This window comes from Pectobacterium polonicum, assembly GCF_005497185.1.
Taxonomy (GTDB): domain Bacteria; phylum Pseudomonadota; class Gammaproteobacteria; order Enterobacterales; family Enterobacteriaceae; genus Pectobacterium; species Pectobacterium polonicum.
On sequence record NZ_RJTN01000014.1, the window covers coordinates 1 to 16092 of the forward strand.

The 16092-nt window shown below is 50.8% G+C and carries 14 protein-coding genes and 2 pseudogenes; 7 read left to right on the top strand and 9 right to left on the bottom strand.

Features of this window, described 5'->3' with window-relative positions:
- Positions 1 to 285 precede the first annotated feature (285 nt).
- Positions 286 to 729, bottom strand: a pseudogene (locus EDI29_RS14315) (inovirus Gp2 family protein).
- Between the two features lie 548 nt (positions 730 to 1277).
- Complete coding sequence (locus tag EDI29_RS14320; RefSeq protein ID WP_137741425.1) at positions 1278 to 1655, bottom strand: putative zinc ribbon protein; 378 nt, start codon at positions 1653 to 1655, stop codon at positions 1278 to 1280.
- Between the two features lie 609 nt (positions 1656 to 2264).
- Between EDI29_RS14320 and EDI29_RS14330 the strand changes: the two are divergent.
- The 7 genes and pseudogenes from EDI29_RS14330 to EDI29_RS14360 form a co-directional block, all read left to right on the top strand.
- Positions 2265 to 2504, top strand: a pseudogene (locus EDI29_RS14330) (DUF4942 domain-containing protein); the annotation flags it as partial.
- A 131-nt stretch (positions 2505 to 2635) separates the two neighbouring features.
- Positions 2636 to 2884 carry a CopG family ribbon-helix-helix protein gene (locus EDI29_RS14335; RefSeq protein WP_039345626.1) on the top strand — a complete coding sequence of 83 codons (249 nt, stop codon included), beginning with the start codon at positions 2636 to 2638 and terminating at the stop codon, positions 2882 to 2884.
- Between the two features lie 3 nt (positions 2885 to 2887).
- Positions 2888 to 3163 (top strand): type II toxin-antitoxin system RelE/ParE family toxin, encoded by a 276-nt coding sequence (locus EDI29_RS14340; RefSeq protein ID WP_039345623.1) that lies wholly within the window; start codon positions 2888 to 2890, stop codon positions 3161 to 3163.
- A 24-nt stretch (positions 3164 to 3187) separates the two neighbouring features.
- Entirely contained in the window at positions 3188 to 3583 is a 396-nt protein-coding gene (locus EDI29_RS14345; RefSeq protein ID WP_137741426.1) for a DUF6088 family protein, read from the top strand.
- Between the two features lie 492 nt (positions 3584 to 4075).
- Positions 4076 to 4504: a GNAT family N-acetyltransferase gene (locus EDI29_RS14350; protein ID WP_137741427.1), complete on the top strand. Its 429-nt coding sequence runs from the start codon at positions 4076 to 4078 to the stop codon at positions 4502 to 4504.
- 90 nt (positions 4505 to 4594) lie between these two features.
- Complete coding sequence (locus EDI29_RS14355) at positions 4595 to 5716, top strand: ribosomal protein uL16 3-hydroxylase (protein WP_137741428.1); 1122 nt, start codon at positions 4595 to 4597, stop codon at positions 5714 to 5716.
- A gap of 295 nt (positions 5717 to 6011) precedes the next feature.
- Entirely contained in the window at positions 6012 to 7139 is a 1128-nt protein-coding gene (locus tag EDI29_RS14360) for a lipase family protein (RefSeq protein WP_137741429.1), read from the top strand.
- A gap of 66 nt (positions 7140 to 7205) precedes the next feature.
- On the opposite strand, the gene EDI29_RS14365 is transcribed toward EDI29_RS14360, so the two are convergent.
- From EDI29_RS14365 to EDI29_RS14395, 7 genes are all read right to left on the bottom strand, one after another.
- Positions 7206 to 8381 carry an ABC transporter permease gene (locus EDI29_RS14365; protein ID WP_137741430.1) on the bottom strand — a complete coding sequence of 392 codons (1176 nt, stop codon included), beginning with the start codon at positions 8379 to 8381 and terminating at the stop codon, positions 7206 to 7208.
- Positions 8375 to 9493, bottom strand: a complete 1119-nt coding sequence (locus tag EDI29_RS14370; RefSeq protein ID WP_137741431.1) for an ABC transporter permease — start codon at positions 9491 to 9493, stop codon at positions 8375 to 8377. Before EDI29_RS14370 ends, EDI29_RS14365 begins: the two co-directional genes overlap by 7 nt.
- Positions 9493 to 10491 carry an HlyD family secretion protein gene (locus EDI29_RS14375; RefSeq protein WP_137741432.1) on the bottom strand — a complete coding sequence of 333 codons (999 nt, stop codon included), beginning with the start codon at positions 10489 to 10491 and terminating at the stop codon, positions 9493 to 9495. Before EDI29_RS14375 ends, EDI29_RS14370 begins: the two co-directional genes overlap by 1 nt.
- Positions 10488 to 11909: a TolC family protein gene (locus EDI29_RS14380; protein WP_137741433.1), complete on the bottom strand. Its 1422-nt coding sequence runs from the start codon at positions 11907 to 11909 to the stop codon at positions 10488 to 10490. Before EDI29_RS14380 ends, EDI29_RS14375 begins: the two co-directional genes overlap by 4 nt.
- Before the next feature lie 332 nt (positions 11910 to 12241).
- The gene (aspA, locus tag EDI29_RS14385; RefSeq protein ID WP_039534793.1) at positions 12242 to 13681 is read right to left on the bottom strand and encodes an aspartate ammonia-lyase; all 1440 of its coding nucleotides are present in this window, start codon (positions 13679 to 13681) and stop codon (positions 12242 to 12244) included.
- 251 nt (positions 13682 to 13932) lie between these two features.
- Complete coding sequence (locus tag EDI29_RS14390; protein WP_103161879.1) at positions 13933 to 14928, bottom strand: LysR family transcriptional regulator; 996 nt, start codon at positions 14926 to 14928, stop codon at positions 13933 to 13935.
- A 697-nt stretch (positions 14929 to 15625) separates the two neighbouring features.
- Positions 15626 to 15961, bottom strand: a complete 336-nt coding sequence (locus EDI29_RS14395; RefSeq protein ID WP_125232209.1) for a hypothetical protein — start codon at positions 15959 to 15961, stop codon at positions 15626 to 15628.
- Between the last annotated feature and the right edge of the window lie 131 nt (positions 15962 to 16092).

Consider the following 16092-nt stretch of genomic DNA (forward strand, 5'->3'; position numbering starts at 1 on the left):
CCTTTTCTTGTTGCTTTGGTTGGGCCATCTTTTACTAGCTGCCTGCTAACGAACAAAGTCATCGGGCAATGAATAAATCCTGTCATGCAGAGCTCTCTATTAAACGAGATAACATCGTGACATGATATTCAATCAGTCACGCGACATTCTGTGTCGCCTCATATAAACAATTTCATTTTTATATGACAGGAACGTTTTTGCGTACTGTAATTGCGCGGTTTGATCGCTCTAGACCCAGTTTTGGTTATCGACTGATAGATGAGAGACTGTAATGTTTCTTCTGTATCAACGCTGGCTACACCCAAAGGTCCGCTCCTCCCGACAGTATGATTTTGTTCGCCCTTTAGCGAAGTAGCTCAACCTAAACGTTAGCTTTCCATAAACCGTTCGATAATCTTCAGTGTTGATATCCAGATAATAGAGAGGGCTTTTAGGGAAGTGTACCAGCGTCCGGTAGCTTGGTTGGTTACTAAGACCTAACCCACTCAGCCATAATGCCTGTATCAACGACGCTAACCCCGCCCCGCTTTCGTCATACATTCCCAGACCGCTGAAGGTATCGTTATTAACGAACAAGACTATATGATAATGCGACTTCTGGTTTTCCTCTCCGACTTCGCGTACCTAGGCATGACGCAACTGACAGGGATAGGTCCGTGTCCCTTGTTTCTGCTTACTTCGATATCGCGCTTCAATCTTTGCATCCAGTGATTCAACGAAACGGGACATCAAGCCCTGACGTGCATTGAATTCATCGTCTGGCAGGCGTAAATCTACCCGTATTGCCAGGGGCGCGGATGCTCGGCTACTGCGTTATTTATCACGTTAATCATGTGTTGCAGATCAGTCTCGTTAAACGGAGCATGGCTCTGATCGATACGAATGTTATTTATCATGGTTTTTCACTTATAAGATTGCTACAGGCAGGGCATAGCCTTACCCGTAGTGGGTTGATGAATGGGTTGAGTAATTTGCAGGGATAGTGCTGAAGTAGCAGTAAGAGGAACTATACCTGTGTTATGCGAATGAAAATCTACCCGGTTGTCAGGTAGATAATTTATTTATATCAGTTAGTTAATAACACCAATCCGTCATCGACCACACCGGATAGTTACCTGTGGCGTATGGTGTTACCCGAGAAAATCAGGTTAATTTTTACTCCGAAGTTATCCTGCTCATACTATGGCCTGTTAACGTACCAAAATGCCTGAAGACGATTCGGTACGTGTTATGTTCGAGGAGCCTCTGTCGAGCCTGTATTTCAGTCTTTCAGGCAATTATATTTCCCAGCTGTAAATACCTGTCTTGCACAGTGAACACTGTTTCTTCCCTCGGTAGTGGCTACCACACATTGTGCATCGCCAGTGGGTAACCCGCTGAACGGGTGGTAGCTGCGCAATAAGCCTTTGCAGTTGCTTCATATTGGAGGGCGTTTGATCCTTTGAGACAAGGTAAGCGCAATGTAATAGCGCTTCGGGATCACCAGTAGTAATGACATGCTCAAACCATGCAGGCGACATTACCGTTGCAGGATGAAATATCAACGGACACTGGCAGTGATGGCAGCACCACTCATCGTCAGCAGAATCGACCTGACGGGCTGCCACAATTTCACCGGTATTCCTCTGTGCGATGTGGCATTTTTCTATACGCATAGCCCACCTTCACAATGGCCGGGTAGCATCAATGTAATCCTTCGTCAGCGTTGCCAGCCCTCGGTAAGCTTTTTGTCGTGCCGATACCCACTGTTTTAACTCGTCAGCATTAGGCAAGTGTAGTGAATACCATTCATCCAAATCGCTACCCGTGGTGAGATCACACCAGCACAGTAGTATTAGGGCATGACGCATCTCCGGTTGCGTATGCAATCGGAATAGCATTTTTAATTGTTCTGCCAGCTTTCTTTTTCCCAACCGGCAACATTCACTAAATAGCACGCCAGGAAGCAAGGGGTAATCAATATGCTTAATCAGTTGGGGAATAATATTGCAATCTACTACCTGCTCCGTGCGTATAACCTGGAGCAGACACTGTGGAATGACAATAATGGATGTGCTGCCATCTTCTTGTTGGCCCGACGTAATCGTCAGCTTGTTCCAGTGCTCTATTTTCTGCCAGACGCGCTACCGGCTTGCTCAAAGCATAAAAATTGCGAGCCGCTTTCCAGTAATACCAGGCCAAATCAATTTATCTTCTTCCCCAATGCATAATGCGCCAGCCCTGACCGGCTGGCGCATTTGCTTTTTATGTATGGACCGCAAACTATGCAAATTGAACCCGAGGTTTTAACCGAACACACCGAGTTTATTTGCTCGACCAACATTGAGCGTATCGTCACCGGACGTGATGCTGCGCTGCAACAGATAGATCAACTCCTCAACCAGCTACGGGCGATCTCAACACTCACGGCGACTATCGGCGGCGGCACTGCCGAAGAATGGGGGCTGAAGCAAGGGCATCGTTACGATTGCTGGCTGACAGATACGCCTGATAAAGCGATACCCTAGGATGTTGGCGGCGAGGTAGTCACATGATGTAGCAGGGATGCTGATGTTGTGTTTGCCACAGGTAGTGACGCTAACAGAATCATGCTATTTTAATAAGTGTTATTAACTTTTATTAAAAGGTGGCATTCATGGGACAACCAGCAAAACAGACGATCAGTGCTCAGATACCCGCTGAACTTGCTGCTGCGGTTGAAAGCCTGGCTATTGAACTGGATAGATCCAAAAGTTGGGTGATTAAAGAAGCGTTGACCGCAATGATTGAAGAGAGAGAACGGCGGCATCAGCGGATTTTGAAAGGCCTTGCTGATGTCGATGCGGGAAGAGTAGTAAGCCATGCAGATGTGATCGACTTCGCCAACAAACTGAAAAAGTCATAATCAATGGAAATACGTTGGACGCAAAAGGCACAGGATGATCTGGAACGTATTTATGGGTTTGCCAGTCAATACAGTCGGCAACATGCTGACGAGGTGTTAGATCGCTTGATCATTGGCACCACAGGGCTTGCCGATCATCCAAGAATCGGCGTATCTCAGACAAGATATGAACCACGCGAGGTGAGAAAGATCTTGTTTGATGATTATGAAGTTCACTATGAAATTCAGCACGATACTATTTATATCGTCGATCTTTGGCATACACGAGAAGATCGCTAGCTTCCGTTGTCTTTGGAGTAAAACATGACGACGAGAGATCGTATCCAGTCCAGACTGAAGCGTTCAATGCATTATGTCTTCACTCGTGATGACTTCAAGGATATTGGCAGCTATGCCCAAGTTGGAAAAGTATTACGTATTCTGGTCAGTGAAGGCCTATTGTTGAAAGTGGGTTATGGGGTATACACCAAAGCTCGTCAAAATAGCATTACCGGCAACATTATGCCCGCCGCGCCAGGGGGATCTTCAGCCGTGATTATTGAAACGCTAGAGCGTTTAAATGTCCCTTATCGTTTCGTCGGTGCAACGGCAGCGTGTAACAGCGGAAAATCCACTCAGATCCCTGCTTTTCTGGAAATAGAAAACCCACCGAGTTTTAAGAGAGTGCTTAGCGTAGGGAACAGTAAATTGAATGCATGATATCTGCTGCAATGATACCGTCAGATGCCAATCTTCCCCTTCTAAAATGTCTGTGCGGCTTCGAGTCCCAAATTTAACAATTTCAAGTGTTGGTATCTGCATTGGTATAATGTCTTTATTTTCTGTTTGAACTAAATATAAATCATGAGGTTATGTATAATGCGCGAGTCCGGCCTTCGCACCATTGTATGTAAATAGACCTCAACTGAGGTCTTTTTTTATGTCTGAAATTCAGATTCTTATGTAGTTTCCCGACCTAATCTCCTAAAAATACTCCAAAATGGCCCCTAAACAGCCAACCTTTCTTTAACCACATAAAGAAGCATAATCGCCATGAAAAAGAATCATATACCGAAAGGTGGATTGTGATTATGCTGAAGCAGCCTCGTGTGGGAGGTGCTTGAAAACCAGGACGTTTCTGAAACCAGATTTCGGCTGCGTGTTATCTATATAGGTCATGCATTTTTAATAAACGGGAACCGAGGAGAACGAGTGGAATTAATCGTGACGCACGACATTACCGATGACGATCGGGAAGCGCTTTTTGCGGGTCTTCGGAGCTATAACTACCGATTTATTAATCCAACCTCCTTTGGGCAAATCGGTATTTTTCACCGAAATAGCGCTGGGACTATGCTGGGTGGGTTGATCGCAACGCGGAAAGGATTATGGTTGTGTATTGATTATTTGTGGGTGAGCGAAGAATCCAGAGGTCTGAAGCTTGGCAGCGCGTTGATGAAGGAAGCTGAGCAGGAGGCGATACGCCTTGGGTGCCGTCATGCGCTTGTGGATACGTTTAGTTTTCAGGCGCTTCCCTTCTATGAAAAGCAAGGTTATCAGTTACAAATGTCCTTACCTGATTTTCCTGAAGAAGGCATGTTAAGGCATTATCTCATCAAGAAAAATATGCAGGCTGCATGATAGTTATCACCCCATTGACCAATGACAAAGTAGTGCTGGCACCACCCTCTTTATAATCATGCCCGTTTCTCTTCTCACTGGTGTGAACGCATGGCTTACCAACTTAATCTTAACTGGCCCGAATTCTTAGAAAAATACTGGCAAAAACAACCTGTTGTATTGAAGAACGCTTTCCCGAATTTTGTCGACCCCATTACGCCGGATGAGCTGGCGGGTCTGGCGATGGAGGCGGAGGTTGATAGCCGTCTGGTCAGCTATAAAAAGGGTCAATGGCAGGCCAGCAACGGGCCGTTTGAACATTTTGATAATCTGGGGGAGACTGGCTGGTCGCTGCTGGCTCAGGCGGTGAACCACTGGCATGCGCCGTCTGCTGAACTTGTGCGTCCGTTCCGCGTATTGCCGGACTGGCGTTTAGACGACCTGATGATCTCCTTTTCTGTCCCAGGCGGTGGTGTTGGCCCGCATATCGATCAGTACGATGTTTTCATCATTCAGGGGATGGGCAGCCGTCGTTGGCGCGTGGGCGATAAATTGCCGATGCGTCAGTTCTGCCCGCATCCTGCGCTGCTGCATGTCGATCCTTTCCCGCCGATCATTGATGAAGATCTTGAACCGGGCGACATTCTCTATATTCCACCTGGTTTTCCGCATGATGGCTTCACCCACGAAACGGCTCTTAACTATTCCGTGGGGTTCCGTGGGCCGAATGGTAGAGATTTAATCAGTAGTTTTGCTGACTACGTGCTGGAGAACGATCTCGGTGGTGAGCACTATAGCGACCCTGATTTGACCTGTCGGGAGCATCCGGGACGGGTTGAGGCTTATGAGTTTGACCGTCTTCGCGAGATGATGATCGACGTGATTAATCAGCCGGAAGCACTTAAAGCATGGTTCGGCCGCTTTGTAACGACGCCGCGCCACGAGTTGGATATCGCTCCGGCGGAGCCACCTTACGAGCAAGATGAGATTGTGGGGGCACTGATGGACGGTGACGTGCTGACGCGCCTGAGCGGGCTGCGCGTTCTGGAAGTGGGCGGTGACTACTTCATTAACAGTGAACGGCTGGATACCGTTGATCCGAAAGCGGCTGATGCGCTGTGTCGTTACACCGTTCTCGGTAAAAAAGAACTGGGCAAGGCACTAGAGAATCCAGCTTTTGTGGCTGAACTAACCGCGCTGGTTAATCAGGGCTACTGGTTCTTCGACGAATAAATTTCCTTCTCTTTGGTGGCTTCTGCGCACGTCTTGTATGACGTGTTCAGAAGCCGCATATTACGATTCGCATGGTTCACGGTACAGCACGCGTATAGGCTAGCCCTGTGAATACTCGGCAGTCGACCTGACGTCGGTAACGCTAATGTGAAGATTGCTATGACGTTAACTTTTCTTGACTAAAAATTAGCTAGCTATTGAATTTATTGATAAAAAACTCTTCCTTCACGCAATTTAATCCATAACTGAACTATCTTTAGAGTGATATCCACTTAAATAACTCTGGAGAAATGCCATGTTTCATGTACCTACATTCAAGCAAAAACCCTTAGCGCTACTTCTCGCCATTTCTATAGGGATGATGGCTCCGTTTACTTTCGCTGAGACGAAAACGCCGGGCACCCTGGTAGAAAAGACAACGTTGGATACGAAACATGGCCTTATGGAGGCGGGGGAACAGTATCGAATCAAGTATTCTTCGAAGAGTGGCGTCGATGGTGAAAGCCTGCGGGAAGACACCGGCGCGGTTTTCATCCCTAAAGGTGAGGCACCAAAAGAGGGCTGGCCGGTTGTGGTATGGACACATGGGACGATTGGCGTGGGAACCTCCTGCGCGCCATCCCTCAATCCGCGTTCCGCTCGGGACTCGCAGTACCTGAATACCTGGCTGTCGCTGGGGTTTGCGATTGTGGCACCGGATTATGCGGGGCTAGGGTCTGCTGGCTTGCATCACTACCTCAATTCACGTGGTGAGGCATGGAGCGTGTTGGATAGCGTCAAAGCGTCACTGACCACATTCCCGCTGCAAAATAAGTTGACGATCGTCGGCCAGTCGCAGGGGGCACACGCGGCCTTTGCGAGTACGGGCTATCAACCAGGTTATGCGCCGAATCTGAATATCGCCTCGACCGTATTGACCGGCACGCCCTATTTTGATGATAAAACCTCGGCGAAAAAGATTTTTGACGTGGACGTAAAGGGCGGCGATCCTAAAATCCCTTATGTGATGTATATCTATCTGTCAGCAACCGATATGAAACCAGGGTTTAAGGTCGAGGATTATTTCGAGCCGGAAGCCGCTAAGCTCGTAGAGGATGCACGTAAGATGTGCATCGGTGAGTTGACGCAAAAAGTGATGGAAGAAGGGCTGAATGCGAAGAATAGCCTGAAGTCTGACATCTATAAATTATTGGATGACCAAATGGTGCATTTTCGCTACAACACACTACATGTTACCCCTCCCGTCTTTATCGGGATTGGAACCAATGACATCAACGTGCCTACCAAGATGCAGGTTCACTTTGCGGAAGATGTCGTGAGTGCGGGGACGTCAGCCGATGTGCACGAATATAAAGGCATGGACCACAGCGAAACGGTTAACGTTTCACTGCGCAATTCTGTTCCTTTCGTGCTGGGAAAATAGTGTAGACATACAGCAAAACCGTAAATCTCTTGTCCCGGCGTGTCTGCTGGGACAAGATTCCCGTTATTAACGTGCGGCCTGATTTTTCCGGCGGAATTGCCGTTGCCGATACCCTAGCATCCCCCACGCCAGCAGGCCGTAAAGCACGGAAAGCATCCACAAATGCCACCAAAATTCGCCGATCTGGTCAAAATCAGCCCCCATCTGATTAAGGCGCAATATTCCCTGAATTGTGAAGACGGCTGGTATCCACTGAGCCAGCCAGTTCAGTGGTGCGGGGATCATTTCCACGGGCCAGATGAAGCCAGCAAGAAAGACAATCGGAATGGAAGACAGCAGCACTGCCTGACTGGGGAGATCTTTGCGCATAAAGGCAGCACCGATCACCACACCAAGCCATAGCGTCGAGAGCAGAAAGGGCAGCGCAAACAGCAGCAGTTGGCTCATGCTGGCCTCGCGTGCGATGCCGTAAGCATCAAGACAAAAGCCGAGCATATAGAGCAGCGAAAGCAGGTAGGCACTGCCAACGACCAGCGTACGCGCCAGCAGTAAACGCCACGGCGCGGCATAGTGCCAGTAGCGCATGTCGCCAGCGCGCGTGCACTGATTTTGTCCAGCACCGAGCAGGCCACATCCCATCAGTAAAATCTGGTGCAGTATCAACATGAAGACACCAGGAACCACATAATCGACATAGCCCATGGTGGGATTAAAGACCGGAACAACATTCAGAGAAGTGGCCTGCCACTGCGAGCTGGCGGCGGGCATGCCTTCCCCCTGAGCAAGCAGCCGTGCGATTTTTACCTGTGCACCCGCGGTGCCGCCTGCTGTCGCCAGAGACTGCGCGATCGCGCCGTAGATCAGGAAGTAGCTGGCATCTGCCGAGTAGCTTACCGTGACGCTTTTTCCCTGCATGATATCGCGATAGAAGTGGCGCGGAATGTAGAGAATCCCTTTTGCTTCGCCATGCAGAAGTAGCGCTTTGGCCTCATCCAGCGAATTACGTTGTGCCACCAGCCTTACTTCCGGCGTGGCGTCAGCCATAAACGCCAGACGGCGCGAGAGCTGGGTGCCGTCTTCATCAACCAGCACCACCGGCAATTCACGCGGCGTCTGGGCGAGGTAAGGGCGCGGATAGAGAAAGGAATAGAGCAGAATCCCACCGAACAGGGTGAGCAAGATGGTCGGATCGCGCAGTAAACTGCGCAACTCAAACCGGATGAGTTTGGCGAAGGTCAGCATACTGCCTCCTTGTCACCGGAGCGGTAGCGCCACAGCGTGAGCGGTAGCAGCAGCCAGAATAGAGCGAGCGCTACCAGTGCGGGCGCGATCTGAATGATTCCGGCACCGTAGCTGGTGATAGCAATCGCGATATCACCGTAGTGGGCGACGGGCAGCAGCTGTCGCCAGAACGTGGCGAAGGTCTCCATCGCGGCGGCGGGAAAGGTGATACCCATGAACGCCAGTCCGGGAGCCATTAACGCCCCGACAATGGAAACGGCGCGTGCTGGGTCGCGAATCAGCGCATAGAAGGCCATGCCCAGTGCGATGCAGGCGCCAGCGGTTACGCCGATCGAGACAAATAGCAGCATTGCTGAACCGTTGAGCGGGTAATCAAGTAGGCTGTACAGCGCATAGCTCCAGACGCCGCCCCACGCCCAGCCAATCAGCCAGTGTGTCAGGAATTTAGAACCGATAGCGATAGTCGGATTCTCTGGCACCCAACGTGCCCCGTGCCGATCCTCCCGAGCCAGCGTATTCAGGCCGTATAGCGCGAGTAAAATCGACCAAATCGAGGGAATAATCGCGTTTAGCAAAAACTGAGCATAGTTAGCGTTCTGGTTAAACAATGCGGTAATCTGCCCGCCAATTGGCACCGCCAGGCCTTTGGCTTCGGGAACGGCTGCCCCCTGAGATAGCGCCTGCACCACGGCAATCTGTCCGTTGAATGTCCCCGCTACCAGCGCCAATGAACTGTTGATGACTTTGGCAATCAGGACAAATTGCCCATTATTCCAGGCAGTAATCGTCGGTAATGTTTTCAGGCGAATATCACGCTCAAAGTGGCGGGGGATGACCACCAGCGCATAGATCTCGCCGCCGCGCAACGAGGTCGAGCCTTCTTCTATTGATGAGAACTGATGATTCAGGTCGAAGGATGATGAGGCATGTAGCTCTCTGGCAAACTGGCGCGACATCGTGCTGTTGTCTAGATCAATTAAACCGATGGGGAGCTCGCGAACAATCGCGCCAGATAGTGTCCACCAGACAATCAGCATCGTGACCAGCGGCAGCCAGAGCGCTAATGCCATCCCCCAGCGGTCGCGCCACAGCGCCCTCCATTCGCGCACCATCACATTTCTACCAGTGCGCTCATGCCAACGCGCAGCCCGTCAATCGGTTGAACTGGCCGCGCTTCTACCTCGAACGTCCGCATATCAAATCCTTGGCGGGTGTCCGTTGCCCGCCACGTCGCGAAATCCCCCATGACGGAAACGTAAGATACCTTAAACCGGAATGTCTGGTTATTGAGCGCCGGAATGCGCGCCTCAAACTCGGTGTCCATCGCAAAGCGCTCCAGCAGATCTTCGCGTACCGCGAGTTGAATCCAGATGTCACTCATGTCCAGTAGCGTGACCACAGGAAAGCCCTGTGGCGCAATTTCACCGCTGCGCAACAGCACGTTGCTGACCTCGCCAGTGTGCGGGCTAACGACGCGCGCCTCTGCCAGATAGGCTTCCACCTCGGCAACGGAGCCGGCGGCCATACGCGCTTTTTCCTCTGCGGCGACCTGAGTTTCTTTCCGCGTGCCTTCCTGCGCCATTTGATATTCCTGCCATGCCATCCCTTCGGTATAGCGTGCGGCATCCCATGAGGCTTTGGCTTCATCCCGTTTTTGCAGCGGCAACACGCCTTCCTGATAGAGATTTTGCACGCGCAGGTAGGTTTTATGACTTAGCTCGGAGCCCGCTTTGGCTTTTTGCCACTGATCTTTGGCGGCAGCAATTTGCTGCTCACGTGCGCCTTTTTTAGCCTCTAATGCCACTGCGCCAGCTGCGGCTTCACCCGCTTTCGCCTGTTCCAGCTTAGCATCGAGTTCCGGCGTCAGAAGCGTGAAGACGAGATCGCCAACATCGAGCTGTTGGCCTTTTTCTACCCGCACATCAGCAATACGGCCCGGTACTTTTGAAGAGACGGAATACTGCTGCGCTTCGATTTGCCCCTGTAGCCGTATCGGTTCGGGCTGGTAGGCAAGCCAGAAGCGATAGGCTATCCAGACCACCACAATCAGCAGAACGGCCTGAAGGAGCCATTTGCGCGTCGAACGCGAAGAAGAGGGGGGTTGTGTCATGGTGTCACCTGTATGGCGTGCTGAGTTTGGTAGTCAGAGAAGCGGTTTATCTGGCTGGAAATAGCCATCAATCTGGCGATGGAAACCACGTAACGATAGGCCGCAGAAGCGCGCTGTGTGTTGGCTCCGGCTAACTGATTCAGCGCATCGACGACGTCCAACGAGGTAGACATTCCCTGCATAAAGGCTTTGTTGCGTAACCGGACGTTCTCTTCCGCCAGTTTTTGCGTGGATGACAGCGAGTTGAATTCTTCCTGTGCCTGTCGAGCCTCTCGCCATGTAGTTTCGACCAAGACCTCAAGGTTTTGCCGCATATCGGCTTCCAGATAGTTAACCTGCATTTCTGCACTTTTGGCGGCGGCAATGTTGTCGGAACGGCCTTCACGGCTGATGAGCGGGACGGAAACGCCGACGCCGACCATCCAGTCTGGCGTCGTTCTGGCTGCCAGCGTGTCCTGTTCATAAAGCTGATAGTTGCCGAACAGAAATACGTCGGGGGCATATTTGGCGCGCTCAATGCGGATGAGATCCTTGGCCTGATCGCGCTTGGCTGAGAGCACTTTTAAGCCGGGATGTGTATTGAGCGTTTGTTTCACCAACGCAGGCAGTTCGGGAAGGGTTTTGTTGATGAATAACGAAGAAGAGGGCGTTGCGCCTTCCGTCTTGATCAGCTTCGCGAAGATAATTTCAGTCGTCTCTAGGCTGCGACGCGCCTTTTGTGTTTCGATTCGCGCCATGTCATAAGCGGACTGTGCGGACAGCACGTCGACTTTGGCAATTTGCCCCTGTGCTTCTAACTTGCGGGCGTGGTCATAATGCTGCGCCATGCCTTTTTCAGTATCCTGACGCGTCTTTATCACCTGATGTGCCATCACCACGCCGTAATAAGCCTGCGCGAGCGCCTCAAACTGCGCCAGCGTGCGGACGATCAGCATTTGTTCTGCCTCATTCACCTGTGCTGCCCGAATCGACTGAGCTGCATCAATCCGACCTCCGGTGAATAGCGGCCAGACAACCTGAACGGAACTGGTTACCACGTTTTGTTCTGTGAAACGGGTGACAAAGGGATTGCCGCTGATGTTAACAAGCTGGTTCAACGCGGCGAAGATATCTCGATGATTTGCCAGCGGATTGAGGTCCCGGGCATCGAGTTCGACAGGTTTGTCGAGACGCGTATAGCTTGCGCCTATGTTGACCTGTGGCCAATAGAGGCCTTTAGCGGATTCTCGCAGGGACTGCGCGCGATCGACCCCGGCGTGTTCGGCAGCAATACTGTCATCGCTTTGCAGCAGGCGAACCCAGGCCTGATTAAACGAGATGGTTTGCCCAAATGCCGTGGACGACCAGCACTGCAACAGCAGCAGTGCGACGGAGAAATAAGTCAGAAGCCAGATGTTGCCGTATGTTAATCGAGGCATGCCAGGTGAAATCATCCTTTTACCCAAATATCGCCAACGTGGTAGGAATAAGCCCGCTGGAAAAGCGAGACCTGTATAGGATAAAGAAACAGGGCTAACGCTGAGGTAAACAAACCGCGTTATGTCCTATTATTTTCGGAGATGATTTAGTTTTGGTCTAAATCCCCAATTATTCAAATAATATAAGGGGTTAAATTGGAAAAATTATTGGAAGGGAAATAACGCCTGTGATGCCGGACGTTATGATGTAAATAACGATGATTATTTTCTAATAAATAATGAGTCGGCAAAGGCCCGGATTGTCCCCGGGCCAGCGTGACAGAAAACGAAAATTAAACGGCTTCGTTTTCGTCGGTGTAGCGTTTGGCTTTGTAGGCCGGGTGCATCAGGTTCTGGATGGAGAAAATGTCGTCCAGCTGTTCTTCGGTCAGCAGGCCGCGTTCCAGTACGACTTCACGCACACTCTTACCCGTTTCGGCACAAATTTTCCCAACGATATCACCGTTGTGGTGGCCGATGAACGGGTTCAGGTAGGTCACGATACCGATAGAGTTGAAGACATAAGCTTCACACACGTCTTTGTTGGCGGTGATACCGTCGACGCATTTTTCCAGCAGGTTGTAGCAAGCGCTAGACAGAATCTGGATAGACTCGAACATCGCCTGCCCGATAACGGGTTCCATCACGTTCAACTGTAGCTGACCGGCTTCTGCCGCCATCGTGACGCAGGTATCGTTGCCGATCACTTTGAAGCACACCTGATTCACCACTTCTGGTACAACTGGGTTAACTTTGGCTGGCATGATGGATGAGCCCGCCTGCAATTCCGGCAGGTTGATTTCGTTCAGGCCAGTACGCGGACCGGAAGACAGCAGGCGCAGGTCGTTACAGATCTTCGACATTTTAACCGCAACGCGTTTCAGGGCGCTGTGCATCATCACGTAGGCACCGCAGTCGGAGGTGGCTTCGATCAGGTCTTCAGCCGGTACGCAAGGCAGGCCGCTGACTTTTGCCAGATGTTGAACAGCCAGTTTCTGGTACTCATCCGGCGTGTTCAGGCGTGTGCCGATGGCGGTGGCGCCAAGGTTCACTTCCAGCAGCAACTCGGCGGTACGCAGCAGGTTACGGTTTTCTTCTTTCAGCAGCACGTTGAACGCGTGGAATTCCTGACCGAGCGTCATCGGTACGGCGTCCTGTAACTGAGTACGACCCATTTTCAGGATGTTTTCGAACTCTTTCGCTTTGCGCTCAAAGCCATCGCTCAGTTGGGTAATCGCTTCAACCAATTTCAGGATTGAAGTGTACACCGCGATACGGAAGCCAGTCGGGTAGGCATCGTTGGTGGACTGGCATTTGTTCAGATGGTCGTTCGGGTTCAGGTATTGGTATTCGCCTTTCTGATGCCCCATCAGTTCCAGACCGATATTTGCCAGCACTTCGTTGGTATTCATGTTGACTGATGTACCCGCACCACCCTGATACACATCGACAGGGAATTGGTCCAGGCATTTACCGTTATTCAGCACTTCATCACAGGCTTGCAGAATAGTGTCGGCAATTTTACGTGGAATGGTTTGCAGTTCTTTATTTGCCAATGCAGCGGCTTTTTTTACCATCACCATGGCGCGAACAAATTCTGGAATATCGCTGATGGTGCTATTGCTGATATAAAAGTTCTCAATCGCACGCAGCGTATGGATACCATAATAGGCATCAGCAGGGACTTCACGAGTGCCTAACAGGTCTTCTTCAATACGGATATTCGTTGACATGGGCTTCTTCCTTTTTTCTTGTTCGATGTACATAGCATCGTTTTCAATATTAAGACTATGATTTTTTAGGGTTTGCCTTTCCTGTTTTTTGATTTTCAGGTAACACGAACCCATCACGATTTTTATAAAATCATGACTAAAAAGCGTTCTCGGGGAGACGAACATTGAATTAGCATCGTTAAATGACTAGTGGCGGATATATTCCTCCATTTTTGTTTTGTCTCCCAATCGTAAATAGTTATACCTAACCGTTATTCCGTATTATCCGGGTTGATCTCAACCAGCTTTTCTATTCCACGGTTCAGCGTTTTCAATTTCGGAATAAATACAGTTTTGATAATGTCATGCGTGACGTCGCACGCTTCTTCAAAGAACGCGCTGTATTCATCGCGGTGCCCAACAATATAAAGCGAACGCTTGATATTCAGCTGTTCCGGCATATGCGTCAGCACCTCGCGGGAGTGTGCAACGGATTGCAGGAAACTGAGCGGGGTGGTCACCGCCCAACCGATACCTGCCGCCACCATCGACGTTAAGGTATCCGCATTATCAAATTCGAGCATGTTCGGCACGCGGACATCGATGCGGCGCAGGTAGCGCTCAATCTGCATCCCAATCTGCGAGTTCCGGTTAAAGCGCACCAGCGGCAGCGCTGAGGAAAGCTCACGGATGTCCTCAACCGTTTTGATGCGTTTGCGGTAATCCGGCGGTGTGATAATGAAATAGCCTTCGGAAAACAGCTGATGACGCACCACGCTATCGCTGTCGATCAACGGGTCACTGGTGACGATCAGATCCAGTTCGCGGCGCATTAACGCTTCACCCTGCTGCGGGCTGAGCCCGGTACGAATCAGCAACTGCGATGAACTCTTCATCAAACTCTTGGTAAACACCGAACCGCAGGTGATGGCAAACGAATCTACCAGGCCGATACGCAAGTCGGGTTTGATTCCTTTTCCCGCTTCCAGCACCTGTGCCTTCAGGTTCGCGATCTCCTCCGTCAGGATCTCTCCGCGGTTTTTCAACGCAATGCCGTAGGGCGTCAGGACAAAGGGGCGACGAGCCCGGTTAACCAATTTGACGCCGAAATCTTCTTCCAATAACCGGATAGTTTGCGAAATGGCAGAGGGCGTCAGGCCTAACCGCGCGGCGGCTGCCGTCATGCTTCCTGCTTCCGCCATCGTCACAAAAACATAGACGGCGTACATATCGATCGATTTATTGGCGGACACTGTGCGTTTAACCATGTGAGTTTGCCTACGCTGCAAGGTGAATGTCGTCGAAATATGAAGCGTTAGTCTATCTCATCTCGCTGACTACGACCTCGCTAACTGATGTCAGAATAGTCGGGTAACTTCAGAAAAAATACAGGTCGCGTCACTGATTAATTTTTTCTTATTTCTAGCTTTAGCGGATCTGAAGATGAAATGGATTACATGGTGTTACTACTCGTGCATCGGTTGTATTCCCTTGCTAGGGCTGTTTCTTATCCACATTTTTATGCCGCTGTTGAGGCAGTTTCGTGCGCGATAATACCGTCATTTTCATGCTACCCCGTAGCACGCGCCCGACACGAGGCGGCTCACACGCCGCTCGCCCCGTGACCCCGAGGCTTTTGGCGGAAATTATGCCGCTGGCGCGGTTCCTTCGTCGGTATCAGGCTTAACGGACCGCTTGCGACACGTTTACTCGCCCCATAAATGGGACTCGCCCTTCGGGCCAGCACTAGTGCTGTTCAAAAACGTCTCTGACGTTTTTGTCCGACGTGGCGCAAGCTTTCGCCGCATCCATGCGGCTCATCCGAAGCCTGCTATCTCCTCAGCATAATTTTTTACGCCGGATAACGGAAAAATCCGCGATGAACCCCTGTATTTGTGGATAAACGACAGTTGAGAAGTAGAGGGTGAGGGGAACCATCCTCCTGTTAGGCATAACGTATTGTTTTTACTGCGCAGTAAAATGTGGGTCGCCCACTGGCGTTATCGTTCGTACATGACGTTCTGCCTGTTCGCACATTTCCAGCAGCGCCGGAATCAGGTGTGCGGTGGCATTGAGGCACGCGCCGAGTTGACTGAGGCTTTCTTGCGGCAGTTCAACGTCATTTTGCAGCGTGTCGCCGAGGTAATGCAGGCCGTGGCACAGGCCTTCGATCGATTCGGCGGCAATTGCGCCGAGGTCGCAGAGCTGAACGTCATCCAACTGCGCGAAAGGCAGACTGGCTATCAGATCGCGGAAAATAGTAATGGTGCTGTCAGCGGGTGTGGCGTGAGTGTCCGTCATGGTCATTTTTTCCTTGAGATAATTAAGTCCGCCACCACACAAGGTTCCAAATTCGGGTGGTGACGCAGACAGGATTGGAACCCCGGCTCTCAAGAAGACCGGTCAACCTTGCGGTTGCCCTGCCTGCGTCA

Excerpts from the sequence above, each read along its gene's own strand:
- EDI29_RS14320 (WP_137741425.1), bottom strand. The coding sequence starts at position 1,655 with ATGCGTATAGAAAAATGCCACATCGCACAGAGGAATACCGGTGAAATT.
- EDI29_RS14335 (WP_039345626.1), top strand. The coding sequence starts at position 2,636 with ATGGGACAACCAGCAAAACAGACGATCAGTGCTCAGATACCCGCTGAA.
- EDI29_RS14340 (WP_039345623.1), top strand. The coding sequence starts at position 2,888 with ATGGAAATACGTTGGACGCAAAAGGCACAGGATGATCTGGAACGTATT.
- EDI29_RS14345 (WP_137741426.1), top strand. The coding sequence starts at position 3,188 with ATGACGACGAGAGATCGTATCCAGTCCAGACTGAAGCGTTCAATGCAT.
- EDI29_RS14355 (WP_137741428.1), top strand. The coding sequence starts at position 4,595 with ATGGCTTACCAACTTAATCTTAACTGGCCCGAATTCTTAGAAAAATAC.
- EDI29_RS14360 (WP_137741429.1), top strand. The coding sequence starts at position 6,012 with ATGTTTCATGTACCTACATTCAAGCAAAAACCCTTAGCGCTACTTCTC.
- EDI29_RS14365 (WP_137741430.1), bottom strand. The coding sequence starts at position 8,381 with ATGCTGACCTTCGCCAAACTCATCCGGTTTGAGTTGCGCAGTTTACTG.
- EDI29_RS14370 (WP_137741431.1), bottom strand. The coding sequence starts at position 9,493 with ATGGTGCGCGAATGGAGGGCGCTGTGGCGCGACCGCTGGGGGATGGCA.
- EDI29_RS14375 (WP_137741432.1), bottom strand. The coding sequence starts at position 10,491 with ATGACACAACCCCCCTCTTCTTCGCGTTCGACGCGCAAATGGCTCCTT.
- EDI29_RS14380 (WP_137741433.1), bottom strand. The coding sequence starts at position 11,909 with ATGCCTCGATTAACATACGGCAACATCTGGCTTCTGACTTATTTCTCC.
- aspA (WP_039534793.1), bottom strand. The coding sequence starts at position 13,681 with ATGTCAACGAATATCCGTATTGAAGAAGACCTGTTAGGCACTCGTGAA.
- EDI29_RS14390 (WP_103161879.1), bottom strand. The coding sequence starts at position 14,928 with ATGGTTAAACGCACAGTGTCCGCCAATAAATCGATCGATATGTACGCC.
- EDI29_RS14395 (WP_125232209.1), bottom strand. The coding sequence starts at position 15,961 with ATGACGGACACTCACGCCACACCCGCTGACAGCACCATTACTATTTTC.